The organism is Nocardia sp. GP40 (genome assembly GCF_050434125.1).
Classification (GTDB): Bacteria; Actinomycetota; Actinomycetes; order Mycobacteriales; family Mycobacteriaceae; genus Nocardia; species Nocardia albiluteola.
In genome coordinates this window covers 62,582-87,793 of sequence record NZ_JBNPVW010000006.1, presented here as the reverse complement: position 1 = coordinate 87,793, position 25,212 = coordinate 62,582, and the positions used below count along the sequence as shown (strand labels likewise).

Below are 25,212 nucleotides of genomic sequence, written 5' to 3'. Positions count from 1 at the left end.
TCGGATCTCGGCTGGACATCTGCTGCGGCGCAAGATATATGTTGTGCCCAATAATATTGCTCACTAGGGTATCGGTCGTATCGACCCGTGCTCTAAGGAGAATCTGAATGAACGTGGTGTACACCGCGGAGGCGCTGGCCACCGGTGACGGGCGCAACGGCCACGCCAGGACCGCCGACGGCACGCTGGATCTGGATCTGGCCCGGCCCAAGGAGATGGGCGGCAGCGGCGAGGGCGCGAATCCGGAGCAGCTGTTCGCGGCGGGCTACGCGGCGTGCTTCCACCAGGCGGTCAAGGCCGTGGGCGGCAAGGGGAATTTCGATACCGGCGATTCGGCGGTCGGCGCGAAGGTGGGTATCGGGCCGAACGAGTCGGGTGGGTTCCAGCTGCGGGTGACCCTCGAGGTGTCGCTGCCGAATCTGTCGCGCGAGCAGGCCCGTGAGGTCGCCGACAAGGCGCATCAGATGTGCCCGTACTCCAATGCCACGCGGGGCAACATCGAGGTGGACGTGCTGATCGCCGAGGACTGAGTCGCGTTGTCCGACATCGGGTCCCGGGCATGCGGGAATCCGGTGTTGTTCCGGCCGGGGGCGCAATCGCGTTCCCGGCCGAAACGGTTCGGGAAACTCAGCCGGGGATCGTGACGGGGTCCGCACAGCTGTCCGGCGCATCGACCAGCGAGCAGGCGACCGGCCTGCGGGTCGGCCGGTATCGGGCGGGCACGCCTGCCGCGCGGGTGATTTCGGCGTAGGCGGCGACCGCGTCGGTGGGGCGGCGGGTGAGCGTGGGATCGGTGAGCACGTCCACCGTGTAGAGGCCGAATCGCGGTGTGTAGCTGCCCCATTCGTAGTTGTCGGTGATGCTCCAGTAGTTGTAGCCGATGACGGGCATGCCGTCGGCCTTGGCGCGCTGGATCCAGTAGATGGTGTCGCGCAGGTCGTTGCCGCGGGTGTAGCCGTCGGCGCGGGGCTGTCCGTTCTGGGTGGGAATGCCGTTCTCGACGATGTAGAGCGGTTTGCCGGGGAAGCGGCGGGTGTAGTACTCGAGTGCGTAATAGATGCCCTCGGGCTGGAGTGGCATTTTCCAGAGGGCGTCGAAGTCGACGTTGCCGCTCAGGAGCGATTGCGGGCTGTAGCCGTAGTAGTAATCGATGCCGACGTAGTCGAGTTTGGCTGCGATCGCATCGAGCATGGGCCCGTTGGCGACCGGTTCGATGGTTCCGGCGACATAGGCGATATTGCTGGTGACCTGCGCTCCGTGCTGGCGCTGGTGAATGTAGTCATAGATGCTGTTGTGCGCCTGGGACAGTCGCTGCTGCATCGCGGGGATCTGCAGCGGGGACAGCTCTCCGTTCTGGGTTTCGTTGACGATGTAGAAGGCGGGCTCGTTGAAGGTGATCCAGAGCGGATTGCGGGATGCGTAGCGGTCCACCACTTTTCGGGCGTTGGTGAGCCAGAGCTCGACCATTCCGGGGTTGCCCCAGCCGCCGCGGTCGGCGGCCCAGCCGGGGTAGACCCAGTGGTCGAGGGTGAGCATGGGGCGCAGGCCATGGGCGGCCATGCTGTCCAGGACGCGGTCGTAGAAGGCGAAGCCGTTCTCGTCCCAGGTGCCGGGGCGGGGCTGGATTCGTGCCCATTCGATGCTGATGCGGTAGACGCCGACGCCGAGCTGCCGGGCGAGGCTGATATCCGAGGCGTAGCGGGTGTAGAAGTCGGCCGCGTCGTGGTAGCGATCGTAGCTGGCGTTCTTGGCGACATAGCGGGTCCAGTTGCTGTCGGGGGCGTGGCCCTCGCATTGGAATCCGGCGCTGGCCACGCCCCAGAGGAAGTCGCTGCCCAGCGGCGGCACGGTCGCGGGGGGTGCGGGCCGGGCGGCGGCGATGGCGGCCGGGCCTGCGAGCGCGGCCGCGGTTCCGGCGGCGAGGGCAGCCAGGGCGTGGCGTCGGCTGAGCGGGCGCATCGAACTCCTCTGCGTGGGGTGTGCGGGTGGTCGTGCTGAGACGCTAGCTGTCACGTCGGCGGCTAACCGAGTGATCGCTCGGTGTGCTGCCATTCTGTGCTCGAAGTGGTCGCTTGTCCAGTGTCGCCACGGCGGAGGCGGCGTTCCTCGCTACGGTGGTGTCATGATCACGCATCTGACGCACTGGGGAGTGTTCGAGGCCGTCAGCGATGGCCACCGGCTCACGGAGGTGCGGCCCTGGGCGGGAGATCCGGAGCCCACGCCGCTGATCGAGAATGTGGCTTCGGCGCAACATCATTCGACTCGGATCTCGCAGCCGTACGTGCGCCGGGGCTGGCTCGAGCAGGGGCCGGGAGCTCCGGGCCGGGGGACGGATCCCTATGTGCCGGTCTCGTGGGAGCGGGCGAGCGAGCTGCTGGCGGGGGAACTGCGGCGGGTGTACTCCGAACATGGGGCCGAGGCGGTGTACGGCGGGTCCTACGGGTGGGCCAGCGCGGGGCGGTTCCATCACGCGCAGAGCCAGGTGCACCGGTTCCTGAACTGCCTGGGCGGCTATGTGCGGCACGTGAACAGCTACAGCGTGGGAACCTCGACGGTACTGCTGCCGCACATCCTCGGGGATCTGTGGTGGCTGCTCGAGCACGGCACGTCCAAGGAGGTGCTGGCGCGGCATGCCGAGTTCGTGGTCGCCTTCGGCGGGCTCTCGCCCAAGAATTCCGCGGTGACGCCCGGCGGGGTCTCGGGCCATCACGCCCGTGGCTGGGTGGCCGCGGCGCGGGCGCGCGGGTGCCGGTTCGTCTCGGTCAGCCCGTTGCGCGACGACACCCCGGGCGAGGCGGATGCGGAGTGGGTCGCGCCGCGCCCGGGCACCGATGCTGCGCTGATGCTGGCGCTGGCACACGTGCTGGATGCCGAAGGCTTGGCCGACCGGGATTTTCTCGATCGATACACGGTGGGCTTCGAGCGCTTCGCCCGCTATCTGCGCGGCGAGCCGGACGGTGTGGTGAAGGATCCGCGATGGGCCGCGGCGATCACCGGCGTGCCCGCGGAGCGCATCGCGGCCCTGGCCCGGGAGATGGCCGCCGCGCGCACCTTCGTCACCGTGAGCTGGTCGCTGCAGCGTGCCCGGCACGGCGAGCAGCCGGTGTGGCTGGGCGTGGTGCTCGCGGCGATGCTGGGCCAGATCGGGCTGCCCGGGGGCGGCTTCGGGCACGGCTACGGGTCCTCGGCGATGGTGGGGGAGCCGAAACGGCGGCTCTCGCCCCCGGGTCTGCCGCAGGGCAAGAATCCCGTTCAGGCATTTATTCCGGTCGCCCGCATCGCCGATATGCTGCTCAATCCCGGTGCGGGTTACGACTACAACGGCCAGCACCTGGTGTATCCGGATATCCGGCTGGTGTATTGGTGCGGGGGCAATCCGTTCCACCACCATCAGGATCTGGCGCGGCTGATCGAGGCGTTCGACCGGCCCGAGACGATCGTGGTGCACGATCCGTTCTGGACGGCCACCGCGCGCCGCGCCGATATCGTGCTGCCCTCGACGATGACGATCGAGCGCGACGATTTCGGCGCGGGTAGCAACGATCGCATGTTCTTCCCGATGCCCGCGCTGACCGGTCCGCACGGCCAGGCCCGCGATGATTACACGATTCTGTCCGAGGTCGCCGAAAGGCTCGGTGTCGGTAAGGAATTCACGCAGGGTCGCACCGCGCGCGAGTGGCTGCGCGAGCTGTACGAGCAGTGGCGCGCGGGCCTGCGGGTCCCGGAGATTCCGGATTTCGACGAGTTCTGGGCCGGTCCGGGGCTGGATCTGGGCGCGGCCGAGGCCGAACAGGTGGTTTTCGCCGATTTCCGCGCCGATCCGGATGCGCATCCGCTGCGCACCCCCAGCGGGCGGATCGAGATCTTCTCCGAGACCATCGACGGTTTCGGCTATGCGGACTGTCCCGGGCATCCGGTGTGGCTCGAACCCGAGGAGTGGCTCGGAAGCCCTGCGGCGCAGCACTTTCCGCTGCAGCTGATCGCCAATCAGCCGCGCACCAAGCTGCATAGCCAGCTGGATGTCGGCGCGCACAGCCAATCGGCCAAGGTGTCCGGCCGCGAGCCGGTTCGCTTGCACCCGAGCGATGCCGCCGCCCGCGGCCTGCGCGACGGCGACATCGTGCGCATCCGCAGCGCCCGCGGCAGTTGCCTGGCTGGCCTGGTGATCTCCGAGGCGGTGGGCCGCGGCATCGCCCAGCTGTCCACCGGCGCCTGGTACGACCCCGACCCGGCCGATCCGAGCTTCTGCCGCCACGGCAATCCGAACGTCCTGACCGCCGACCACCCCTCCTCGACACTGAGCCAGGGATGTACCGGCCAGCTGAGCCTGGTGCAGATCGAGCCGTATCGCGAACCGGCGCCGGACGTCACCGTCACGCGCCCGCCCGTCACGGCGTGATCAGCGCGCGGCTGGGTGTCCTGTCGCTCGTTCTCCGAAAGAGCGTGCAGCGCAACGAGTCGCGACACCTGTTCTGATCTGCGGTCAGGTAGCCCGCTGCCGGAGCGTCGAGCCCGATCTTGCCCCCGGCCACCAGCTGCGGGACCAGGGGCGCGGTAGAGATCTTGCCGTTGCTGGCAATCCGGACGCGCCCGTCGAGCGGCGGCTTCGCGGTCCCGCCGAGCTAGGCCAGCCCGGCACTGCCGGCCCACTCGCCCCGCTCATCGTTCACGCGCAGTTTTCGTGACGGTGGAGGACCCGGCGGACACGGCGTTCCCGAATTTGGCGTTGGGGCTGGGTACAGTGACCGATTGTGGCGCGAGAGACCTTGACCAGGGAGCAGATCGTCACCGCGGCGGTCGAGGTGCTCGATGCCGAGGGTGTCGACGGACTGAACGTGCGCCGTCTCGGTACTCAGCTGGGCGTGGCGTCCACGGCCATGTACTACCACGTCAAGAACAAGGAAGAGCTGGTCACGCTGGCCGCCGACCTGGTGTGGCAGGAGATCGCACTTCCCGATCCCGGGCGCGGCGAGTGGCGTTCGGCCGCTGCGGCATTGGCGCGCGAGGTGTACGGGATGATCGGCCGGCACTTCTGGTTGTTGCCGGCCATGAGCACACACCTGGTCTACGGTCCGGGCAAGGCGCGGTTCGACGAATGCTGCCTCGGCGTCTTCGAGGGCGCGGGCTTCTCCGGAGACGATGCGGATCATGCCTCGGCGACCGTGCTGATGTACGTGATCGGTGCGGCCCACGGCTCGGCCGCGGAGCAGGCCTGGCGGGCGCGATTGCGGCGCGACGGCGCCGAGGAAGCGCCCCGGATACGTGAGACGTTGACCTACGTCACCGACATCGCCCGGCAGTTTCCCCGGCTCCGCGCCCGCCTGGCCGCGTCGGAGTCGAACGACGTCGAAACACTTTCCAGCGACACCAGTTTCGAGTTCGGTCTGCAGACCGTGCTCGATGGCCTGCAGACCCGGCTCGAGGCCGGTCAGGAGAAGTAGCGGTCGCTCGCGGGCAGCGCCAGCAGGACGATCACCGCCACCGAACCCGCGGTGGCGAGCAGCCACCGCGCCACTGTGGCCGGTCGGTACCAGGACGGCAGCCGCCCGAGCTCGTTGCCGCTCAGGGTGAGAACGCCCAGCACCACCAGGGCGGCCGCGATGGCATAACCGACGAAGAATGCCGACCGCCCCTCGGTCAACCGGACCCCGTGCTCCGCGAGCACCTCCGGAGCCACTTTCTGCCGTGCCGCCGCCGCATCCACCGCCCGCTGCGCGCGGGGCCCGGCAGTTCGGTAGGCGAGAAGCATCACCACGAACATCGCCGCCAACAGCAACTGCAGCACGTACAAGCTAGCCATGATTTTATCTTTGTTCAAGAGTTGAGCTGGGCCCCCGGCTCGTCGCGTTCGGGCCCGCGATCGTTCAGGGCATTGCGGCGATGATCTCGCGCAGGCTGGTCGCGGCTTCCGGAGTGGAGAACTCCTCGATGCTGGCACGCAGTGCGCTGTCATAGATTCCGGCGGCGGCTTCGAGGGTCTCGAGGCCCTTGTCGGTGATACCGGTGTAGACCCCGCGCCTGTCGATCTCGCAGGTGCGGCGCTCGGTCAAGCCGGTGTTCTGCAGTCGTGAGACCAGGCGCGATACCGAACTCTGATTGAGGCCGGTGGCCTCGGCGAGCTCCTGGATGCGCAGCTCGCCGAGCTCGTTGTCCGAGAGTGCGCGCAGCGCAACGAATTCGGAGAAGGTGATGTGGACCGCGTGCTGCAGTTCTCGCTCGATGCGTCCCTGGACGGCGGTGTGCAGCAGCGACAACGCCATCCAGCGCTGTCCGTCGGGGGACAGGGCGTCGGTATGCGTCGACGATGGTGGCACCGACCGGGTAGCGCTCATGCGACTGTTCCTTTGCTCGCCCCGAAACCAGTATGCGCATACATCCATTTCTCGGGCAAACCCGCGTTCGGGACGGAACGGTGCCCGGGGGCTCGCATTGAAACGGGTTGCCCAGACGCGGAGTGAACCGCTACATTTCCATGTATGTACATGTATCTATTTGCTGCGGCGGAGAATCCGCAGCTCAACCGGAAGGATCGATCGTGAACTGGCTCTACCTCGCGATTGCGGTGGCCTTCGAGATCGTGGTCGCCATCGCCGCCGGCAAGGCCGAGGGCTTCAGAAACCTTCGGTGGACGATCGCCACGCTGGTCAGTGGTGGCGCGGGTACCTACTTCCTGAGCCTGGCGCTGCTCACCTTCGACGTCGGTGTCGGCTACGCGATGTGGACCTCAGTGGCGGGGATCGGGATCGTCGTGCTCGGGGCCCTGCTGTTCGATCAGCGCCTCACCTGGCGCAAGGCGCTCGGCATCGCGATCATTCTCGGGGGAGTCGCCGGGCTGCAGCTCACCGGCGCCGCGTAGCGCGACCGAATCCGCACGCATCCACCTCACCGCATCGAAAGGACTCAACGATGTCCACCGGCATCGCTCATGACAGCAATCTCGGCGCCTGGCTGGTACTACTCCTGGCCGGAGGATTCGAGATCGGCTACGCCCTGTCCGTGGGCGGAAGTCACGGCTTCACCGTGCTGTCCTGGTCGCTCGTCGCGATCGTGTTCTTCCTGCTCACCCTCTTCGCCCTCAGTGTCGCCCTCAGGCACATCGACGTGGGTATCGGTTACGCGGTCTGGGCCGGAATCGGTGCGGTCGGGGCCGCGCTGCTCGGGCCCGTCCTGTTCCGCGAAACCCTGAGCCCTGGCAAGGCATTCTGGCTGGCGGTCATCATCGCGGGCGTGGTGTGGCTGAAGCTCGCCGACCGGCCCGGTAAGGCGCCCGACCCGTCGTCGGCCCACGCCGAGGCACCGCTGCCGGACCCGCACGGTACCTGACACCCGGCCGGCGACGCTGCCGGTGCGGTCGCACCGGCAGCGTCGCCGTTGCGGCGGCGACCGGCACGGTCCCGTGTTTGAATGATCGTGCCGAATGGAAAGGATCGCGATGACCTACCGTGCTGAACCCACCCGCTACGACGGCTCGATGCAGTACCGCCGCACCGGCCGGTCCGGGCTGGATCTGCCGATGCTGTCGCTGGGCTTCTGGCACAACTTCGGGGATGATCGCCCGTTCGCGGTGCAGCGCGAGATCGCCTTGCGCGCATTCGATCTCGGCATCACGCATTTCGATCTGGCTAACAACTACGGCCCGCCGTACGGTGCGGCCGAGATCAATGCGGGGCGGCTGCTGCGGGAGGATCTGCGGGCATATCGCGACGAGCTGATCGTCTCGACCAAGGCCGGGTGGGACATGTGGCCCGGGCCCTACGGGCAGGGCGGTGGCTCCCGCAAATACGTGCTGGCCTCGCTGGATCAGTCGCTGTCGCGACTGGGACTGGATTACGTCGACATCTTCTACTCGCACCGCTTCGACCCCACGACTCCTCTCGAGGAGACCGCCGCGGCGCTGGATACCGCGGTGCGCCGGGGCAAGGCGCTGTATGTCGGCATCTCCTCCTACGACAGCGAGCATTCGGCGCGGATGGCCGCGATCCTGCGCGAGCTGGGCACCCCGCTGCTGATTCACCAGCCGTCGTATTCGATGCTGAACCGCTGGGTGGAGACCGAGGGCCTGCTCGACACCGCCGCGGCCGAGGGATTCGGGATCATCGGCTTCACCGCGCTGGCCCAGGGCCTGCTGACATCCAAATACCTGGACGGGGTCCCGGCGGGATCGCGTGCGACGCAACACAAGTCGTTCCAGAACGACCTGCTGACCGACGCCATGATCGATCGCCTGCGCAAACTCGACGCCCTCGCGCAGCGTCGCGGCCAGACCCTGGCCCAGCTGGCGCTGGTGTGGGCGCTGCGCGATCCGCGGGTGACCTCCCTGGTGATCGGCGCGTCCTCGGTCGGCCAGCTCGACCAGAATGTCGCGGCCCTGGGCAACGCGACGCTGAGCCCGGAGGAGCTGAACGAGATCGATGCGCTGCTGGACGACGACGGCGCGGTCGACCTGTGGCGTTCCGCGCGGCAGGGGACGCTCTAGCGGAAAAGCGCGCGGGGGTAGTGGCTAGGACCCCTTCAGGAATCTGAGGTAGAACGCGCCGAATATCAGGACGATGCCCACGTTCACCATCAGGCGTGCCCAGAAGTGCTGGCGGAAGAACAGAACGTCGAGCCCGACCACGACGACCACCATTGCGAGCACATAGAGCACGATGGTTGCCTTTGTTCCCATGTGGGGGAGGGTACCCGCGTTCGCCGCACCATTCCGGGGCCGCGAAAAGAAGTTATGCGGCGTACATGTGGTCGTCTTCGCGGCGTTGAACGGCGGTGTAGGCGATTCATTCGCGCGATCGGCTCACGCGCTCCGGTTCAGCCCGGGTAATGAGTGCTGCGAGTGCATTCGTGCACGAGGTGAATTGCGCTGGGCCGGGGGACCTTGGGATCTGTTCCGCCGGTGGGTACGGCGGTACGCTGCCCGCACCGCATGGTCTGGCGAGCGTCTACGGCGATCGGCTCACACGCGCCTGAACGATTCGGCTCGGCGTTATTCTGCGGTGAAGGCCGAGCGGGCAGCCGTATGCGCGAGACGTGCGTCGTTGCATCACATCGCCCGGCAGTGCGGGCTTACAGCCCGAGGCGAGTGACGGCGTTGTCCTCCAACGGATTCGCGGTCCGGATATAGCCGTGCACCGTGCGCGGATTGGCCCAGCGCCCCTGGCGCATGATTTCGCGGTCGCTGGCGCCGCCGAGCGCGGCCTGGGTGGCGAAACCGGCGCGCAGCGAGTGCCCGGAGAACAGCTCCGGATCCAGGCCCGCCTTGGCCGCATAGCGTTTGACGAGTTCGGCGACCGCGCGACCGGACATCGCGGTGGCGGCGATCGTCCCGTGCCGCGAAATCGACGGAAACAGCGGCAGTTCCGGGTCGGTCAGGGTGGTGCCGGTGAATCCGTGGCAGCGGTGGATGGCCGGGTCGGTGGCGGGCAGATGCTCGAGCCAGGCGCGCAGGCCGGCGGGGCCGTGCTCGATGTGTGCCTCGCGCAGTCGAATCCAGTCCGCGCAGGCGCAGACCGGGCAGGTGCGCGGGCGCTGGCCGCGGGGCAGGGCCACGCGCTGTGCGGCGACGCCGGTGGGGTCGGTCTTGGTCGCGGGCAGCTGGATCAGCAGGATCGGTTCGCCGCTGGCGTGGTCGGTGTCCACGCGGATGTCGGCCAGGCGCAGGCCCGCGATCTCGCTGCGGCGCAGCGCACCCGCGAAACCCACCAGCAGCACTAGTGCATCGCGGCGGCGGGCCGGTTCGGTCGGCCAGCCGGGCTCGGGCAGCCCGTCCAGGAGTTGCCCGAGGGTGTGCAGCAGCACCGGGCGCTTGCGATGCGGCTGGGTGCGGCGGGTGCGGCGGATGCCGCGCAGGGTCAGCCGCACCACATCCGAACGGGTCGGGGAGGCCAGGCCGTTGGCCGCGTGCACGGCGGCGATGGCGGCGCTCTTGCGTTCCAGGGTGGCCGCGCCGAAGGCCCAGCCGCCCGCGGGTTTGCGGGCATCGGCGGCCGCGGCCAGATACACCGCGACGTCCAGGGGATCGGCGGGCAGCGCCACGCGGCCCTCGCCGGCGCACCATGCCGACCAGGCGATCCAATCGGATCGATAGGCGCGCACCGTATTCGGCGACTGCGAGGCCTCGAGATAGCGGCGCAGCGCGGCGGCCTGCTCGTCATCGAACCGCTCGCGCACCCGTTGCAGCGCAACCGCATCCACCAGCACGCTGCGCACCCCGCGCCGCAGCTGCGACCGCACCGGCTCGGGCACCGCCATCTGTCCGCTCTCACCCGCTGTGCTCATCGCCGCCCACCGTACCGCGCCGGCGCCGGTCGAACGGATCTCCCGGGCCCGGTTTCGATGATGGCAACCGGAATTCGTGACGGCTCGTATCGGCGCGAGATGAGGAAGTCGAGGCTGGCGTGGGAGATCCGGTCGGCGTCGAGGTGGGCGCCCTCGCGAATGACGGTGGACGGTGCGGGGAATCGGCCGGTGGCGAAGGTCCGCTCTAGATGGGGTGGTCGTTGCCCCGCCGGGCGCGGAGGCAGCGCCCGTGGCCGCGCGTCATCGTGCCGCGGTCGATCAGCTGACCTTCCGCTCTACAGCTTGCGGATCCTGACCGCGGTGCCGTACGCACAGATCTCCTGGCCGTCGCCGCCGAAGTCGTTGGCGTCGAAGCGCATTGCCAGCACGGCGTGCGCGCCTCGCTCCCGGGCATGCTCGATCAGTCGCTGCTGAGCCTCGATTCGGCTGTCGTACAGCATCTTCGTCATGCCCTTGAGCTCGCCGCCGAACATCGACTTGATCCCCGCCCCGAGCTGCGAGCCCAGGTTCCGGCTGCGCACGGTCAGCCCGAAAACCTCACCCAGCACCTCGACCACCTCGTATCCCGGCAGATCGTTCATCGTGCTGAGCAGCATCGCGTCCGCATCGGTCTGCGCGCCTGCGTCGATCTCGTTGACACTCATGTCCCGTCCCTCCTGAAGTCGATCTTTCCCCTCGATCCTGGGCAATCCGCGCCGATCCCGCATCGCCCCCAGGTCTCGATCGGGGTCATCCTTTGGTCGCTGCCCTGGTATGACTCACCGCTGTCCTGGGGTTGCACGAAGCGAGCAGCTGGTTGCAAAGAATCTTTGCAAAGACTCTTTGCCTGAATTAGGCTGGCTGTCGTGGCCGATCAGCCCTTCCCTCAGACGATTACCGACGTGGCGGTGCTGCGACTGCTCGCGCATCCGGTGCGCCGCCGCATCGAGGAGCAATTGCGCCGGGGGCCGGTCACGGCCACCACTCTCGCGCAGGCGTTGGGCGAGAGCACCGGGCTTACCAGCTATCACCTGCGGCAGCTCGCCAAATACGGGTTGGTCGAGGAGGTTCCGGAGCTGGCCACCGGCAAGGAACGCTGGTGGCGCGCGGTCCCCGGCGACCGCCGGTTCCCGCCGTACAGCGCGCAGACCGCCGACATGCGCGCGGCGACTGCGGAAATGAGCCGCAACAATCTCGCCGAACTCGTCGAGCTCTACGAAGTATTCGAAAGGCAGGCGCCCGACCTCGGCGAGTGGGCCGATGCATTCCTGTTCTCCCGCGCCACTATTCGCGTCGATCTGCCGCGGCTGCGGGAGTTCTTCGAGGAATACATCCAGCTCGTCCAGCGCTACGGCCTCGCTGCCGACGACGCCGGAGAAGAGCGAAAACCCGTGCTGGTAAGGCTCTTCGGGTTTCCCGAGACCTGAGCCGGCTTCGAAAGGCAACAAACATGCGTTCTCCGCGATCCCGCGTCCTGGCCCTGCTGGTGATGTCGTTCATCGTGCTGTTGACCCCGGCCGCCGGTGCCGATCCCGAATCCGGCACTGTCTCGTCGCCCCCGGGGCGGGACGTCACCTTCACCGGCGGTGGCGGGCTGCGGCTACACGGCACGGTAATCGCATCGGCTGCACCGCATTCCACCGCACCCGGCATCGTCCTTGTCGGCGGTTCCGGCCCCGGGCCCCGCGCGGAATACCTCGCCGAGGCCCGCGCCTTCGCCGCGGCCGGAATCACCACGCTGATCTACGACAAACGAACCACCGGCTACTCGCGCACCCACCGCGACCTGAATCTGCTCGCCGACGACGCCCAGGCCGCGCTCGAAACGCTGCGCCACATACCGGGAGTGCGGCCCGACCGGGTCGGGCTGTGGGGATTCAGCGAGGGCGGCTGGGTCGTACCACTGGTCGCTGCGAGATCCGCCGACGTCGGATTCCTGGTCACACTCGGAGCCCCCGGGTTCACGCCGTTGCGCACCCAGACCTGGAGTCTGGCCGAAACCCTGCGCCACCACGGCGATACCGGTCCGCTCGCGGCCACCGTCGAGGGGCCCGCCGCCCGACTGGTCGGCGAGACCGGGGCGTTCCCCGCGGCCGAATTCGATCCCCTCCCGGCACTGCGCGGCGTGCACGTCCCGGTACTCGCACTGTGGGGCGATCACGACGTGCAGGCCGTACCCGCGGAAAGCGCTGCGGTGCTACGGAATACGCTCACCGGATCCGATTCGGTCACCATTCGCTTCGTAGCCGGCGCCGGCCACAACGGGCGCTCGACCACCGACGGCTTCGACCGCGTCGGAGCCCCGGCGGGTCCGGGTGCGCCGAAGGGCGCCTTCGCTCCCGGCTACCTCGATGCCATGACCACGTGGGTCGACCAGGTCGCGAACGGCACCCCACCGGTCTCCTCGGCGCAACCGTACCCGGCTCAGTTCCTGTCGAGCGTCGACCCCGGCCACGGCTGGTGGACCTCGGCGTGGGTGCAGTCGATCGTGCTGGCCATGGTGCTGGTGGTCTTCCTCGGATACCTGCCGGTGTCGTGGATGAACCACCGTCCCCATCCCGCCCGCCGATCCGCCCGCCGATCCGCCCGGCTGCTGGCAGTGTGCGGGCTGGGCTCGATGGTCGCGACCGTGGTGTACGTGGAGTCGATCGTTGCCGACGATGCTCGGACCGTCGGCCCGGTGGTTGCCGGCCGACCGCTCGAATGGCTGATACTGCAGGGCCTCGCGGTACTGACCGCCGTGCTGCTGGTCGTCACCGCGAGCACTGCGGTGCGCGGCCGGAACGAGGTAGCCACCACGTCACGCGCCGGGCTCGGCGTCTTGCTGGTCACCGGGTGCGCCTGGCTGGCCTGGGCGATCACCTGGGGGTTGTTCTCGATCCGATGATCGCGGACGGGGGGGGGGGGGGCGTCCGAAGCTGCTTCGAACCTCGTGGGCTGCGATAGTGCGCGGGCGCGTCAGCTGTACAAGCGGCTCACGAAACCGTCGGGGCGGACCAGCACCGTCCCATACGGCCAGCCGTCCACGAGGTGCACCGGAACGTCGGCCTCTATGCCGGGATCAGCCGTGAATACGCACCACCGCGATCCGATGAGATCCAGCGTGGACACCCCGTCGGCCACCCACATATGCGGTAGGCGCGATCCTGGGGACCCGTCGAGGTTGAGGGCGACGTCCTCGGTGGAGGGAAGTTCCGCGCCGCCGTACCGGTAGCCCAGGTGCACCACCGGCGCGTTGATCGCCCCTGCCGCCTTGCGCGCCGCTGCCATGTCCTTCCCCCAGTGCAGGGACGGATCGTTGAACCGCAGGCGCGCCTGCTCCATCGTCATCAGGGCCACCGGATGGCGTTCGGTGTGATAAGTCTCCAGCAGCTCGGGCCCGGCCTCACCGCGCAGCACATGCGCGAGCTTCCACGCCAGATTGTGCGCGTCGGCGATGCCGGCGTTCAGCCCGAACGCGCCCAGTGGCGGAATCGCATGCGCCGCGTCGCCCACCAGGAAGACCCGCCCGACGGACAGGCGATCGGCCACCTGGCCGCGCCCCCGGAACCTCAGCACACTGCGAATCTCCACCTCGATCGACGGGGCGCCGAGCGCGGTGCGGATGAGCTCGGGAGTCGGTTCGGTAGCGAGCCCGGTGAGGAACACCCATTCGCGTTGGCCGTCGACGGTCACCAGTAGGCCGGGCGCGTCCGGATGCTCGATATTGCACATGGCGAACGGTTCGCGCGGATGCAGATCAGCGCGGAACAGGACGCTCGTCGTCTCCCTGCCCATCACACCGGGACCGGTGAGGCCGACGCCGAGGACCGTCCGGACCCGGCTGCGCACCCCGTCGGCCGCCACCAGGTAGCGCGCTCGCACGACACGCCCGTCGGACAGGCTCGCGGTGACGCCGTCGGAGTCCTGCTCGAACGAGTCGAGCGCAACGCCGAACTCCACGTCGCCGGCGTTGGTGATCAGCACACGGTCGAGCAGGTTCTGTCCGCATGTGCCGCGGATACGGGCCGGTGTGTAGGTGAGTTCGGCCGCGGTTTTCGCCTTCCACTCCACGCCTTCGGCGAAGTCGGCCTCGGCGAGCGTGCGCCCCCGGATCTTCCCTGCCCGCAGGTCGACCGCTACCTCGTTGACCGCCTGATCCAGGCCCACCTCGCGCAGGATCTCCACGGACCGCGACCCGATGCCGGTGGCCCTGGGGTGGGGCGAGAGCTCCGGCTTCTCGTCGACGACCAGGGGCTTGACGCCGTGGTGGCACAACAGCACCGCCAGCATCAGTCCGACGGATCCGCCGCCCGCGATCAAAACATCAGTGGGTACAGTGTGCCCGTTCATGGGCACACTGTACCCGCTTCTGTAGACTCATGTCCATGTCGCTGATCTGGGAGCGTGACCCGTACCGGTCGAAAAGGCAGGCCCTGAGCGTGGAGCGCATCGTGGCCGTGTCCGTCGCCATCGCCGACACCGAGGGGGTCGACGCGCTGTCGATGCGCCGCGTCGCCGCCGAACTGTCGACCGGCACGACCACGCTCTATCGCTATGTGGACAGCCGCGACGACCTGCTCGACCTCATGGCCGATGCGGTACATGACGACCATGCGCCGCTGACGGGAGATTGGCGCGCCGACCTCGAGGCGTACGCCCACCACGAACGCGAGCTGTGGCTGCGGCACGCCTGGCTCGCCCCGCTGCTGGCCACCCGGCCATCGCTCGGCCCCAACTGGTTGCGCGGCCTGGAACACGCACTCACCGCAGCAACGCCGCTGACCTCCGACATCGCCGCCGCAGCCTCGGCCGTCGGGCTGATCAGGGACTACGTGCGCGGCGCGGTCATTCGCGAACTCGCCGAGAAACAGACCCAGCAGCGCACCGGTCAGACCGAGGACCAATGGCGCGCCGCCGTCGCCCCCTACATGCGCAAGGTCATCGACAGCGGCGCATATCCCTCGGTTTCGGGCATGATCAAATCCGCCGACCTGAGCCCGGCCGAACAGTTTTCGTACGGGTTGCGCCGGATCCTCAGCGGGATCGCGGACTCGCAGCAGAGGGCGCAGTGATCACGAGCGTGTCGAGGCCGAAGAGGGCGCAGTGATCACGAGCGTATCGAGGCCGACCCGGTGTGATACACCCGCTCCGAAGGCGATTCACTCGGGATCCGGCTCCGGCATATGGTGAACTGATTCCCATGACTCGCACCGTGCTCTACGACGACGGCCTGGTCGAGCTCGACCAGGAGGGCATCACCCTGCGCCGCTACTACTTTCCGTGGGCCGGGAGCAAACGCATCCGGTACTCCGACATCCACGGCGTGCAGCAGCATGAGATGGGCACCTGGACCGGTAAGTGGCGGCTGTGGGGCAGCGGCGATCTGCGGCACTGGCTGCCGCTGGATGTGAATAGGCCCCGCAAGGACATCGCGATCGAGCTGGACCTGGGCGGATACGCGCGGCCGACGTTCTCGCCCGAGGATCCCGCGCGGGTGACAGCGCTGCTGAGCGAGCACGTCGGGGGCTGACTTCGCCCGGGGCGCATGGCTACTGGCGATAGGTCGCCAGGAATCGGCCGATGCGTTCGATGATGGCCTCCAGGTCGTCGGCGTGGGGGAGGGTCAGGATCCGGAAGTGGTCCGGGCGCGGCCAGTTGAACCCGGTGCCCTGCACGATGTGCAGCTTTTCCTGGAGCAGCAGATCCAGCACGAACTGCTCGTCGTCGTGGATCGGGTACATGTCCAGATCGATGCGCGGGAAGGCGTAGAGCGCCCCCTTCGGGGTGACGCACGAGACGCCGGGGATCGCGTTCAGGGCCTCCACGGCGCGGTCGCGCTGCTCGCGCAACCGCCCACCGGGCAGCGTCAGGTCGAAAATGCTCTGATGCCCGCCCAGGGCAGCCTGAATCGCCTGCTGCGCAGGAACATTCGCGCACAGGCGCAGGCCCGCGAGCATCGTCAGGCCCTCGAGGTAGCTCTGCGCGTGCTGGGTGGGGCCCGAGACGACCAGCCAGCCCGAGCGGAATCCGGCGCACCGGTAGCTCTTGGACAGCCCGGAGAAGGTCAGGCACACCAGATCCGGCGCCAGCGAGGCGGTGGCGGTGTGGGTGAGGTCGTCGTAGAGGATCTTGTCGTAGATCTCGTCGGAGAACACCACCAGGCTGTGGCGTCGGGCGATCTCGAGGATCTGGCGCAGCACCTCGGGCGGATACACCGCGCCGGTGGGATTGTTCGGATTGACGATGACGATCGCGCGGGTGCGGTCGGTGATCTTGGCCTCGATGTCGGCCAGATCCGGGTACCAGTCGGAGGATTCGTCGCACAGGTAGTGCACCGCGCGCCCGCCGTTGAGGGTGGTCGCGGCGGTCCACAGCGGGAAATCCGGCGCGGGGATCAATACCTCGTCGCCTGTCTCCAGCAGGGCGGTCAGCGCCATCATGATCAACTCGGAGACCCCGTTGCCCAGGAACACCTCCTCCACGTCGACCCCCTGCACACCCAGGGTCTGGTAGTACTGCACCACCGCGCGCCGCGCGGGCAGCAGTCCCTTGGAGGTGCAGTAGCCGCTCGAGGCGGGCAGGGCACGCACGATGTCCTGCAGGATCTCCGCGGGCGCCTCGAAGCCGAACTGCAGCGGGCTGCCGGTGTTGAGTTTCACCACGTGGTGGCCCTCGGCCTCGAGGCGCGCGGCGTGTTCGGCCACCGGACCGCGGATCTCGTACGACACACCGGCGAGCTTGCTCGACTGCTTGAGCTGCATGAACGTCCCTCCTTGAAGTTGCTGACGCACACTCTACTTGGAAATTCCAAGTTTGCACTTGGAATTTCCAAGCGTTCGGCTACAGTGAGGATCGTGCCCCGCCGCAACTATGACCACTACTGCTCGGTGAGCCGCGCCCTCGAGGTCGTCGGCGACCGCTGGAGCCTGCTGGTGGTCCGCGAATTATGTTCGGGCCCCAGGCGATACAGCGATCTGTTCGCGGACCTGCCCGGCATCAGCACCGACATACTCGCGGCCCGCCTGAAGGATCTCGAGCACGACGGCATCCTGACCCGCCGCCGTGTCGGCCCGCGCGCGGCCACCGCGGTCTACGAGCTGACCCCCTCCGGAGCCGCGCTGCGCCCGGTGCTCGCCGCGCTCTCGGACTGGGGCACCGCACGCCTGGGTCCGCGCCGCACAACCGATGCGATGCGGGCGCACTGGTTGGCACTGCCGCTGGGCCGCGCGGTCGCGAACGAGGTGCCCGACGGCACCGTCACCGTGCGCATCGGCGAGGCGGCGTTCCACTACGTCATCACCGAGACCGGCATCACCCATCACGACGGCCCCGCCACCACCCCGGACCGCGAATACCGGCTCACCCTGGACGACGCCATCGATATCGCACAGGGCACGCACCCCCTGCCCGAAGCGGTGGCAAGCAGCGAATAGCCTTACACCCGAGGGTGATCGGTGCGGACGATCGATGCCTGCGATGCGCGGGCGTCAGAGGGTAGCGATCAGCAGTTCCTCCGAACCGGCCGGGCGCAAGCCGTCGGTGCGGTCGTGGAGGTAACGGTTCGTCAGATCGGCGGCCGCGGCGGTCCGCGCTTCACCGAATCCCGCTTCCCCGGCCAGATCCCGGAATTGCGCGGGGGAGTAGAAGCTGATGAACGGTGTGCCGGAGGCCTGCGCGCCGCGCTGGGCGTACTCCCGCAACGTGCGCTCGGCCGGATCTATCAGATCCATCGGGAGCATATAGGTCATCGCCAGCGTGGATCCCGGTGCGAGCGTGGCGATCTGGCGCAAGGTGGCGAGATTCGTCTCGTGGGTGAGATACATCGACACACCGGTGGAGGCCACGACCGCGGGGCGTGCCGGGTCGAAACCGGCCGCCAGCAGTCGCTCCCACCAGGAATCGACCTCGAAATCGCAGGGGACCAGCCGCAAACCCGGGGGAACGCCGAATCCGAGCTCCTCGAGCCGCTGCCGCTTCCAGGCCTGCGGCTCGGGCTGATCGATCTCGAAAACCGTGACGGCCGAGGCGATCTCGGGGCGGCGCTGGGCGAAGGTGTCCAGCCCCGCCCCGAGCAGGACGTACTGCTCCACCCCGCGCCCGGCCTGCTCGGTGATCAGATCCTCGATGAACCGCGCCCGCGCCACGACCCAGGCGCGCATCGGTGCGGTGGATGCGGGATCCATGTCCCCGCGCTCACGCCAGCCGTCCGCGGGATCGACCAGGCGCAGCCCGATGTCGTCCTCCAGCACGTGCGGGGCTGGGTCGACCAGGGTGTGCAGGGCGCGCCACAGCGCGACCCGGACCGCGGTGTCCTCCGGTGCGAGTACCCGATCCTCAGGCATGGTCGCGCTCGATTCCGGGTGCGGCCTGCAGCGTCCACAGCCGGCCGTCGGGATCGCGGACGGTCATCTCCTTCGTCCCGAAGTGGGTCTCCTCGAAATCGGTGACGACCTCGGCGTCGCCGTCGAAGCGGACCGCCGCGGGATCGGGAACCCGCAGCACCAGCTGTGTGGTGGGCTCCTCGTGCGGGACCTCGGCCACGAAGATGTAGGGCCCGTCGCCGTTGCGGAACAACCCGGAGTTGTGATCGGTGGTGAAATCGGGTTCGTAGCCGACGGCCTGCATGAACCGTGCGGCCTTACCCCAGTTGCGGGTGGTCAGGTAGACCGCCTCGATGCCCTCTGTCGTCATGCTCGTTCCTTTCCGGACGGTGCGTCGTCTGCGGGGGCGGCGTCGTCGAGATAGGCGCGCAGCGCCTCGGCCACCAGCGCCGACAGCGACTGCCCGGACTCGATGGCCCGGAATTTGACCTGCTTGATCAGCTCGACCGGCAGATACACGTTGAACTGCTTCACCTCGTCGCCCACACCCCGACCCTAGCATGCTAGCAAGCTAGCGTGCAACGGGATGTGGGGCTCCGAATCGTGTTCTCGGGCGACGGCCTCACACCGTCTCGACCCGGAACACCGCGATCCGCTCGGCGCTCGCGGCGACGTCGTCGGGCGACGGGCTCGGAGACAGGCCATTGTCGGCGTAGCGCTTGCCGACGCTGGCCGGGCTTTCGGTCACCAGTTGACGCAGCACCGGACGGCGCGCCTCGACCGGCAATTCGACCAGCCGGGCCAACCGCGAGCGGCGGCCACGGGTCAGGGTGACCTGGTCGGCGGCCCGGGCGTTGGCCACCCAGGCGGCCTTCGGGAAGGCCTGCACGATGTAGTGCTGACCCGCCACCGGCACCACCGCGATCGCGAACGTCCGTAGTTTGCCGGTGCGTCGGCCGGCGAGGGTCAGCAACTGCATCGGGCCGAACGCTATGCCGACTCGCTGCAGCCCGATCATCATGAAGTTCGCGGCGTTGACCAGGCGTCGCTTGCTTTGCTGGCTCGACATGAGCTGCACCTCCGGTGGGTAGTGAGTGTTTACTAACCGAGTGTGGGTGAGTACTTGCTAACCTGTCAAGAGATGATCGGACATGCCGACGCCGCAAGGAGGACAGGATGAGTGCAGACGCGCAGGCGGCATCGCCACGGGCACGGTCGACCCGGATCCGGATCCTCGATGCCGCCTCCACGGTGATGACCGAGCGCGGTCTGGCCAATGCCACCACCAAGGAGATCGCGCGCACCGCAGGCTTTTCCGAGGCCACGCTGTACAAGCACTTCCAGGACAAGGAGGAGCTGTTCCTGACCGTCATGCGCGAACGGCTGCCCGCCGAATTCGTGGGCTATCTCGCCGCGCTGCCCGGCCGGGCCGGTGACGGTTCGGTCAGCGGTCGGCTGCGGGAGGTTGCCGCCCGGGCGGTGCCGTTCTATCGGGAGCTCGCGCCGATGCTGGGCGCGGCGTTCGCCCAACCGGACCTGCTGGCCCGGCATCAGGAAGCGTTGCGCGCCACCGGATTGGGCCCGCACCTGGCCCTCTCGGCGCTCGCGGACTACCTGCGCGCAGAGCAGCGCCTGGGCAGGCTCACCGGGAAGGCTCAACCCGACATGCTCGCCGCGCTGCTGCTCGGCGCCTGCTTCCAGCGCGCCTTCCTGATCGCGTTCGAAGGCGAGCATCTCGCCGATCGGCCCGCCGACGAGTTCGCCCGCAGCCTGGTCGACAGCCTGTTATCGGAGTAGCGGGGTGTCTCCCGGGAAGTGCTCGGGCCGTGGCGAAGATTCCGTTGACCGTACGGGTGAGCCCGGAATACCGGGGGACCGCGCAGCGGATTGGGGCAGGCATGAGGAGTCACGAGATCTTCGAATTGGGTGATTTCGCGATCGGCGGCACAACGCTGCCCGATGCGCGGCCGGCCTTCCGGACCTACGGCGAGCTGAACGCGGACAACTCCAACGCGATCCTCTTCCCGACGTGGTTCGCCGGCACGCACGAGGCCAACGAGTGGTTGATCGGCGAGGGCAAGGCGCTGGATACGGCGCGGTATTTCGTGATTGCCAGCGCCGCTACAGCGACACCGACATCACCCGCGTCGCGCTCATCCAGATCTGGCAGAACACCGGACAGATGAGCCTCGACGACATCGCCGCCGTATTCGCCGGCAGCCAGACCTCGACCGATTGGCGCACCCCGGTCCGCAACCGCGTGTCCGCGATCGAACAGGCCGTCGAACAACTCCACATCGCCAAGCACTACCTGGAACACATGCTCGGCTGCCCCCGCGACAACCCCGTCGACGACTGCCCCAAACTGCGCGCCGAGATACGCGAGCACGGCGAAATCGGCCTACGATCGCGGGGGCTGCGCCAGTAGCGGCGATCAGGTGGTGGCGCGGAGGTGGGGCAGCAGGTGTACGGCCACCTCGGCAGGCCGTTCGGCCTGCAGGAAATGCCCGCACCCGGGTAGCTGGGCGTGGGTGGCGCCCGCCTGCTTCGACATGATGGCCTGCAGGGTAGGGGACATGCACCCGTCGTGGGCGCCCGCGAGCGCCAGGGTCGGCACCGCCGCGGGGGGCGCGCCCAGGATTCCGTGGAATGCGCGGGTGGCGGGGCGCTGCACCGTGAACAGCGAACGGTAGTAGCGCGTCGCGGCCCAACCCAGCTCGCGGTCGGTGAAAACCGCTGCGGTGTGCGCGAATTCGGCGTCGGTGAACTCCCAGTCCGGCGACCAGCGTCGCCACAGCCGGCGCACGAAGGCGGCATCGTTGCGGGCCAGCAGCCGCGGGGCCGCGCCGGACTGCATGAGCGGGATGTAGGAGGACAGGACCGTCTGGCGGGGGAGCAGGCGCAGGATGTCCGGTGCGAAACCGTCCCCGATCGGCGGTATCGCCAGCAGTGTGAGTGAAAGCCACTGCTGCGGTTGCTTTTTGGCGAGAATCATCGCCGCGAACGCGCCCCAGTCGTGGCCGATCAGATGCGCCGGCGGCGCGCCCAGGTGTTCGTGCCAGGCCTCGATGTCAGCGGCCACCGCCATCAGGTCGTAGCGGGCGTGCCGATCCGCCGAACCGCGGGTGTATCCGCGCAGCCACGGCGCGAGCACCTGATACCCCGCCTCCAGCAGCAGCGGAATCAGCCCGTCCCAGGTGTGTGGGGTATCCGGAAACCCGTGCAACAGTATCACCAGCGGTGCCTCGGGCGACCCGGCATGCCACGCCGACAACTTGAGCCCGTCACGGCCCAGGGTCACTGTCGTAGCGCCGGACGGCATGCGAGTACCTCTTCTCCACCGGTTCGGACGATACCCGTCACGCTAGAACATGTTCTCGTTTTTGGCCAGAAGTCTCCCGTCGACTGCGCCGAGCGGTCGATATCTCGTGTGGCGTCGCGATGAGTTTTGCCCTCCGGTGCAGTCTGACCTCCATGGGCACACTCATCTATGGCTTCAACGTGTCGGTGGACGGGTACATCGCCGACGCGCAAGGCCGCATCGACTGGTCCGAGCCGAGCGAAGAACTGCATCAGTACTGGAACGACTTCGAGCGGGAGACCGCCCTGTCGTTCTACGGGCGGCGGATCTACGAACTGATGTCCGCGTACTGGCCGACCGCCGACCAGGCTCCGGACGCCACCCCCGTGATCGTCGACTTCGCCCGCATCTGGCGCGACATGCCCAAGGTCGTGTTCTCACGCACCCTGGAGTCCGTCGACTGGAACTCCCGCCTGGAACGCGGCGACCTGGTCGAGGTGGTGAGGAAACTGAAAGCCGAAACCGACGGCAGACTGGAGGTGGCCGGCGCGACGCTGGCCACGCCGATCGTGCAGGCCGGACTGGTGGACGAGTACCGGATCGTGGTCACGCCCACCGCCGTGGGTGGCGGCACCCCGTTCTTCCCGACACTGCCGTCATGGATATCGCTGCGACTGTTGGAGAACCGCACCTTCCCGGGCGGCACGGTCCTGCTGCGCTACGAGGCGAAACACGACTGATCGGACATACATTGCCAGGGGACGAGTTGCAGGCCGCGGCGATTCGGCGACGGAAAGTCCGTGCCTCCGGGCTGCTACCCGGTGATCAGCCCGCCGAACTCGGCGTCGATCGGAATGGGACTGTCCATCGTCGACCGCCGGGTGTGCAGGGAGGCGAGATGGTACCGGCCTTCGGAGAGCCGGTACTCCTCGATCAGCTCGACTCCGTCCTTCGCCTCGTTGAGGAAGACGATCAGGTAGGTCGGTATCCCAGCGGCCGCATAGGTGGCCTTTTTGTCGACGGTGTCGGTTCGAAACGAACTATCCGGTGACACCACCTCGACGACCAGGGGGGTTCCGGTAGTAACCGGGCGGAAAACAATGACAATGGCGTGACCAGCGGTGATGGCGTGTATTCGGTGTCGGGGTCGCCGAAGGCGTCGGAATTCAGGCTCGTGGTGGGGTGCCGCTGATGATGCGGTGGATAGTGGAGCGGCCGACGCTATATTCGTCGGCGAGGTCGGCCAGGCTCGCGTCGTTGTCGGGGTCATGGTAGCGGCGGTGGATCGTTTTGCGTGCTGCGAGAGGCAGTTTCGGCTGTTTGCCCTTGAGGCGGACTTTGGCGCGGGCCTTGGCCATGCCTTCGCGGGTGCGCAGGTGGGCCAGGTTGGCCTCGAATTCGGCGACCATGGCCAGGGTTTGCATGGTGGTCAGTACGACCTGTCGCCCGGTGACGGCCACTGCGGCCGAGGTGACCGCGGCGAGCGCGTTGTCCAGTCCGGTGCGGTTGCGGCGGGTGGATCATCCTGCACGGCAAGGGCATTGGGCACCGCATGCCTGTCGGCTGCGCTATCAGATGCCTGCTCCGAAGCTGTACCTGACCCGAGCGGCCCCAACCTGTAAAGGGTCTTGCTATGAGCTAGATCACGGTTGCAGTTGACCTTAGGTCAGGGTGGACGCTCCTCTCATCGGCACGAAGCCGACCGGGACACAGCCGATCCAGAGGAGCAAACCACCATGTCGATCGCCCTTTCTTCCCAGGACAAGAGCACCTTGCGGACCGCCGCGTACGGTGCGGTGTCGCTGATGGCCGCCGCTACCGGTTCGCCCCGCAGAACCGCCGCGAACGCGACTATCGCCCTGACGTCAGCGACCGGTCTGATCGGCCACGTGCTGGCCGCGAACGCCAAGGACATCGAACTGAAGGGCAAGACCGTCGCCGAACTCGCCGACCGGGTACTGCCTGCGCTGACCGCGGCGATGAATCTGCTCGGCGAGCAGGATCCGACGGAAGCCGACAATTTCCGCGGCACCATCCAGCGCGTTCTCGATGCCGCCCAGGGTGATTCCGAAAAGCCCAGCGCCACAATGGCCGAGATGGCTCGCAAGGTCGCCGCCGCCCTCGATGCCGCCGATCTGGCGGCCGGGGCAGCGGTGCCGAATGCCGTTGCTGGACAGGATCGCCCGGAGCTGCAGCGGGTGATCGAGGAGATCGTCGAGTCCGGGTTTGTGGGGGTGTCGCTGCGGGTGAACGACGAGCGGGGCGAGTGGGTCGGCAGCGCCGGGCTGGCCGAGCTCGGCGGGACCGCGAAGCCGCCGATCGACGGGCATGTCCGAATCGCCAGCAACACCAAGACCTTCACCGCTACCCTGGTGCTGCAACTGGTGGCAGAGGGCAAGATCGGACTCGACACCCCGGCGGTGGACTACCTGCCCGAGTTCGCGCTGGACGAGGCGATCACCGTGCGAATGCTGTTGCAGCACACCAGCGGGATCTTCAACTTCACCGGCGACATGTACGGCGATGGGACGGTGGTACTGGGGATCCCCGCCCCCGGTACCCCACTGGGTGAGAAATGGGTGGATCACCGGTTCAAGACCTACCGGCCGCAGGAACTGGTGGAGCTGGCACTGTCCAAGCCCACGCGTTTCGCGCCCGGCACGGGCTGGAGCTACTCCAACACCAACTACGTGCTGGCACGACTGCTCATCGAGAAGGTCACCGGCCGGTCCTTCGCCGAGGAGATGCGCGGACGAATCCTGGGCCCGCTCGGGCTGTCGGACACCGTGGCGCCGGAGACTTCGCCCGAACTGCCCGAGCCGCATGCCCACGCCTACTACCGGTACGAGCAGGACGGCACCGAGAAGATCGTCGACGTCACCCGCCACAACCCTTCTTGGAATCCCTGTGGTGGTGACATGATCTCGACCACGCGAGACCTGCACACATTCATCTCCGCGCTGCTGCGCGGTGAACTGTTGCCGGCCGAGCTGCTGGCTCAGATGTGCACGCCGCATCCGACGGGCATCCCGACCATGGACTACGGCCTCGGGGTGTTCGTGCGGGACCTGGGTGCCGACGGCGGCATCGTCATCACCCACAACGGCGGCCACGCGGGCTACGCGACGCTGATGTACAGCACCCCAGACGGCGGCAAGACCATGGCCGCCGCCCTGACCTGTGTCGACGACTCGGCCATGTCGATCGGCATGCCGTTCCAGAACGCACAGCAGCGGCTGCTTGCCGAGGTGTTCGGCGGCGGGCAGACCGATCTCGCTGACTAGCAAGCGATTCCGGGCCGCACCGCACCGAACCGACTCGGTTCGGTGCGGCCGG

General features: G+C 67.9%; 30 protein-coding genes and 1 pseudogene. 16 read left to right on the top strand and 15 right to left on the bottom strand.

Annotated elements, in window-relative coordinates:
* The first annotated feature begins 107 nt into the window (after positions 1-107).
* Positions 108-530 (top strand): organic hydroperoxide resistance protein, encoded by a 423-nt coding sequence (locus ABH933_RS19320; protein ID WP_215919770.1) that lies wholly within the window; start codon positions 108-110, stop codon positions 528-530.
* 97 nt (positions 531-627) lie between these two features.
* On the opposite strand, the gene ABH933_RS19315 is transcribed toward ABH933_RS19320, so the two are convergent.
* A complete protein-coding gene (locus tag ABH933_RS19315) occupies positions 628-1,959 on the bottom strand; it encodes a glycoside hydrolase family 1 protein (RefSeq protein ID WP_429423587.1) in 1,332 nt (443 codons plus the stop codon).
* A 163-nt stretch (positions 1,960-2,122) separates the two neighbouring features.
* Here ABH933_RS19315 and ABH933_RS19310 point away from each other — a divergent pair, with 163 nt between their 5' ends.
* Both ABH933_RS19310 and ABH933_RS19305 read left to right on the top strand, forming a co-directional pair.
* Positions 2,123-4,399, top strand: a complete 2,277-nt coding sequence (locus ABH933_RS19310) for a molybdopterin-dependent oxidoreductase (RefSeq protein WP_429423586.1) — start codon at positions 2,123-2,125, stop codon at positions 4,397-4,399.
* A 352-nt stretch (positions 4,400-4,751) separates the two neighbouring features.
* Positions 4,752-5,441 carry a TetR/AcrR family transcriptional regulator gene (locus tag ABH933_RS19305; protein WP_429423585.1) on the top strand — a complete coding sequence of 230 codons (690 nt, stop codon included), beginning with the start codon at positions 4,752-4,754 and terminating at the stop codon, positions 5,439-5,441.
* On the opposite strand, the gene ABH933_RS19300 is transcribed toward ABH933_RS19305, so the two are convergent.
* Together ABH933_RS19300 and ABH933_RS19295 are read right to left on the bottom strand one after the other, a co-directional pair.
* A complete protein-coding gene (locus ABH933_RS19300) occupies positions 5,429-5,800 on the bottom strand; it encodes a hypothetical protein (protein WP_429423584.1) in 372 nt (123 codons plus the stop codon). The genes ABH933_RS19305 and ABH933_RS19300 overlap by 13 nt on opposite strands.
* Positions 5,801-5,864: 64 nt before the next feature.
* The gene (locus tag ABH933_RS19295; protein WP_429423583.1) at positions 5,865-6,332 is read right to left on the bottom strand and encodes a MarR family winged helix-turn-helix transcriptional regulator; all 468 of its coding nucleotides are present in this window, start codon (positions 6,330-6,332) and stop codon (positions 5,865-5,867) included.
* Between the two features lie 203 nt (positions 6,333-6,535).
* On the opposite strand from ABH933_RS19295, the gene ABH933_RS19290 reads away from it, so the two are divergent.
* From ABH933_RS19290 to mgrA, 3 genes are all read left to right on the top strand, one after another.
* Positions 6,536-6,856, top strand: a complete 321-nt coding sequence (locus tag ABH933_RS19290) for a DMT family transporter (RefSeq protein ID WP_429423582.1) — start codon at positions 6,536-6,538, stop codon at positions 6,854-6,856.
* Positions 6,857-6,906: 50 nt separating this feature from the next.
* Positions 6,907-7,323 carry a DMT family transporter gene (locus ABH933_RS19285; protein WP_429423581.1) on the top strand — a complete coding sequence of 139 codons (417 nt, stop codon included), beginning with the start codon at positions 6,907-6,909 and terminating at the stop codon, positions 7,321-7,323.
* A gap of 109 nt (positions 7,324-7,432) precedes the next feature.
* Complete coding sequence (mgrA, locus tag ABH933_RS19280; RefSeq protein WP_429423579.1) at positions 7,433-8,476, top strand: L-glyceraldehyde 3-phosphate reductase; 1,044 nt, start codon at positions 7,433-7,435, stop codon at positions 8,474-8,476.
* A 24-nt stretch (positions 8,477-8,500) separates the two neighbouring features.
* Here the strand turns inward: mgrA and ABH933_RS19275 are convergent, their stop codons facing one another.
* The 3 genes from ABH933_RS19275 to ABH933_RS19265 form a co-directional block, all read right to left on the bottom strand.
* Positions 8,501-8,668 carry a hypothetical protein gene (locus ABH933_RS19275; RefSeq protein WP_215919779.1) on the bottom strand — a complete coding sequence of 56 codons (168 nt, stop codon included), beginning with the start codon at positions 8,666-8,668 and terminating at the stop codon, positions 8,501-8,503.
* A 392-nt stretch (positions 8,669-9,060) separates the two neighbouring features.
* Complete coding sequence (locus tag ABH933_RS19270) at positions 9,061-10,272, bottom strand: site-specific integrase (protein ID WP_429423578.1); 1,212 nt, start codon at positions 10,270-10,272, stop codon at positions 9,061-9,063.
* A 296-nt stretch (positions 10,273-10,568) separates the two neighbouring features.
* Complete coding sequence (locus ABH933_RS19265; protein WP_215920368.1) at positions 10,569-10,889, bottom strand: YbjQ family protein; 321 nt, start codon at positions 10,887-10,889, stop codon at positions 10,569-10,571.
* A gap of 249 nt (positions 10,890-11,138) precedes the next feature.
* Here ABH933_RS19265 and ABH933_RS19260 point away from each other — a divergent pair, with 249 nt between their 5' ends.
* Positions 11,139-11,699, top strand: a complete 561-nt coding sequence (locus ABH933_RS19260; protein WP_429423577.1) for an ArsR/SmtB family transcription factor — start codon at positions 11,139-11,141, stop codon at positions 11,697-11,699.
* Between the two features lie 23 nt (positions 11,700-11,722).
* The gene (locus tag ABH933_RS19255) at positions 11,723-13,159 is read left to right on the top strand and encodes an alpha/beta hydrolase (protein ID WP_429423575.1); all 1,437 of its coding nucleotides are present in this window, start codon (positions 11,723-11,725) and stop codon (positions 13,157-13,159) included.
* Between the two features lie 71 nt (positions 13,160-13,230).
* On the opposite strand, the gene ABH933_RS19250 is transcribed toward ABH933_RS19255, so the two are convergent.
* Positions 13,231-14,604, bottom strand: coding sequence for an FAD-dependent monooxygenase (locus ABH933_RS19250; RefSeq protein ID WP_429423574.1), 1,374 nt, complete (start codon positions 14,602-14,604; stop codon positions 13,231-13,233).
* A gap of 35 nt (positions 14,605-14,639) precedes the next feature.
* On the opposite strand from ABH933_RS19250, the gene ABH933_RS19245 reads away from it, so the two are divergent.
* A complete protein-coding gene (locus tag ABH933_RS19245; RefSeq protein WP_429423573.1) occupies positions 14,640-15,326 on the top strand; it encodes a TetR/AcrR family transcriptional regulator in 687 nt (228 codons plus the stop codon).
* A gap of 128 nt (positions 15,327-15,454) precedes the next feature.
* A complete protein-coding gene (locus tag ABH933_RS19240; RefSeq protein ID WP_429423572.1) occupies positions 15,455-15,784 on the top strand; it encodes a hypothetical protein in 330 nt (109 codons plus the stop codon).
* Positions 15,785-15,803: 19 nt separating this feature from the next.
* On the opposite strand, the gene ABH933_RS19235 is transcribed toward ABH933_RS19240, so the two are convergent.
* On the bottom strand, positions 15,804-17,015 hold the full coding sequence (locus ABH933_RS19235) for a pyridoxal phosphate-dependent aminotransferase (protein ID WP_215919798.1): 1,212 nt from the start codon (positions 17,013-17,015) through the stop codon (positions 15,804-15,806).
* A gap of 93 nt (positions 17,016-17,108) precedes the next feature.
* On the opposite strand from ABH933_RS19235, the gene ABH933_RS19230 reads away from it, so the two are divergent.
* Positions 17,109-17,687: a winged helix-turn-helix transcriptional regulator gene (locus ABH933_RS19230; protein ID WP_429423571.1), complete on the top strand. Its 579-nt coding sequence runs from the start codon at positions 17,109-17,111 to the stop codon at positions 17,685-17,687.
* Between the two features lie 54 nt (positions 17,688-17,741).
* Here ABH933_RS19230 and ABH933_RS19225 read toward each other — a convergent pair whose 3' ends face one another.
* From ABH933_RS19225 to ABH933_RS19210, 4 genes are all read right to left on the bottom strand, one after another.
* Entirely contained in the window at positions 17,742-18,596 is an 855-nt protein-coding gene (locus ABH933_RS19225) for a class I SAM-dependent methyltransferase (RefSeq protein ID WP_429423570.1), read from the bottom strand.
* Positions 18,589-18,945 (bottom strand): VOC family protein, encoded by a 357-nt coding sequence (locus ABH933_RS19220; protein WP_429423569.1) that lies wholly within the window; start codon positions 18,943-18,945, stop codon positions 18,589-18,591. The genes ABH933_RS19225 and ABH933_RS19220 overlap by 8 nt, the downstream gene beginning before the upstream one ends.
* Positions 18,942-19,121 (bottom strand): ribbon-helix-helix protein, CopG family, encoded by a 180-nt coding sequence (locus tag ABH933_RS19215; RefSeq protein WP_215919804.1) that lies wholly within the window; start codon positions 19,119-19,121, stop codon positions 18,942-18,944. Before ABH933_RS19215 ends, ABH933_RS19220 begins: the two co-directional genes overlap by 4 nt.
* 76 nt (positions 19,122-19,197) lie before the next feature.
* Positions 19,198-19,644 (bottom strand): nitroreductase family deazaflavin-dependent oxidoreductase, encoded by a 447-nt coding sequence (locus ABH933_RS19210; RefSeq protein ID WP_429423568.1) that lies wholly within the window; start codon positions 19,642-19,644, stop codon positions 19,198-19,200.
* 107 nt (positions 19,645-19,751) lie between these two features.
* Here ABH933_RS19210 and ABH933_RS19205 point away from each other — a divergent pair, with 107 nt between their 5' ends.
* Genes ABH933_RS19205 through ABH933_RS19195 form a run of 3 tightly spaced genes read left to right on the top strand, consistent with a single transcriptional unit; the run spans position 19,752 to position 21,003 of the window.
* Entirely contained in the window at positions 19,752-20,372 is a 621-nt protein-coding gene (locus ABH933_RS19205) for a TetR/AcrR family transcriptional regulator (RefSeq protein WP_429423567.1), read from the top strand.
* Positions 20,373-20,401: 29 nt separating this feature from the next.
* Complete coding sequence (locus ABH933_RS19200) at positions 20,402-20,761, top strand: hypothetical protein (RefSeq protein ID WP_429423565.1); 360 nt, start codon at positions 20,402-20,404, stop codon at positions 20,759-20,761.
* Complete coding sequence (locus tag ABH933_RS19195) at positions 20,758-21,003, top strand: hypothetical protein (RefSeq protein ID WP_429423564.1); 246 nt, start codon at positions 20,758-20,760, stop codon at positions 21,001-21,003. Before ABH933_RS19200 ends, ABH933_RS19195 begins: the two co-directional genes overlap by 4 nt.
* A gap of 6 nt (positions 21,004-21,009) precedes the next feature.
* Here the strand turns inward: ABH933_RS19195 and ABH933_RS19190 are convergent, their stop codons facing one another.
* Entirely contained in the window at positions 21,010-21,897 is an 888-nt protein-coding gene (locus tag ABH933_RS19190; RefSeq protein ID WP_429423562.1) for an alpha/beta fold hydrolase, read from the bottom strand.
* Positions 21,898-22,049: 152 nt separating this feature from the next.
* On the opposite strand from ABH933_RS19190, the gene ABH933_RS19185 reads away from it, so the two are divergent.
* Complete coding sequence (locus ABH933_RS19185) at positions 22,050-22,616, top strand: dihydrofolate reductase family protein (RefSeq protein WP_429423561.1); 567 nt, start codon at positions 22,050-22,052, stop codon at positions 22,614-22,616.
* Between the two features lie 74 nt (positions 22,617-22,690).
* Here the strand turns inward: ABH933_RS19185 and ABH933_RS19180 are convergent, their stop codons facing one another.
* Positions 22,691-22,933 (bottom strand): hypothetical protein, encoded by a 243-nt coding sequence (locus ABH933_RS19180; protein WP_429423560.1) that lies wholly within the window; start codon positions 22,931-22,933, stop codon positions 22,691-22,693.
* A gap of 109 nt (positions 22,934-23,042) precedes the next feature.
* Positions 23,043-23,291: pseudogene (locus ABH933_RS19175) on the bottom strand (recombinase family protein); the annotation flags it as partial.
* Between the two features lie 321 nt (positions 23,292-23,612).
* Between ABH933_RS19175 and ABH933_RS19170 the strand changes: the two are divergent.
* Positions 23,613-25,160 carry a serine hydrolase domain-containing protein gene (locus ABH933_RS19170; RefSeq protein WP_429423559.1) on the top strand — a complete coding sequence of 516 codons (1,548 nt, stop codon included), beginning with the start codon at positions 23,613-23,615 and terminating at the stop codon, positions 25,158-25,160.
* Positions 25,161-25,212 lie beyond the last annotated feature (52 nt).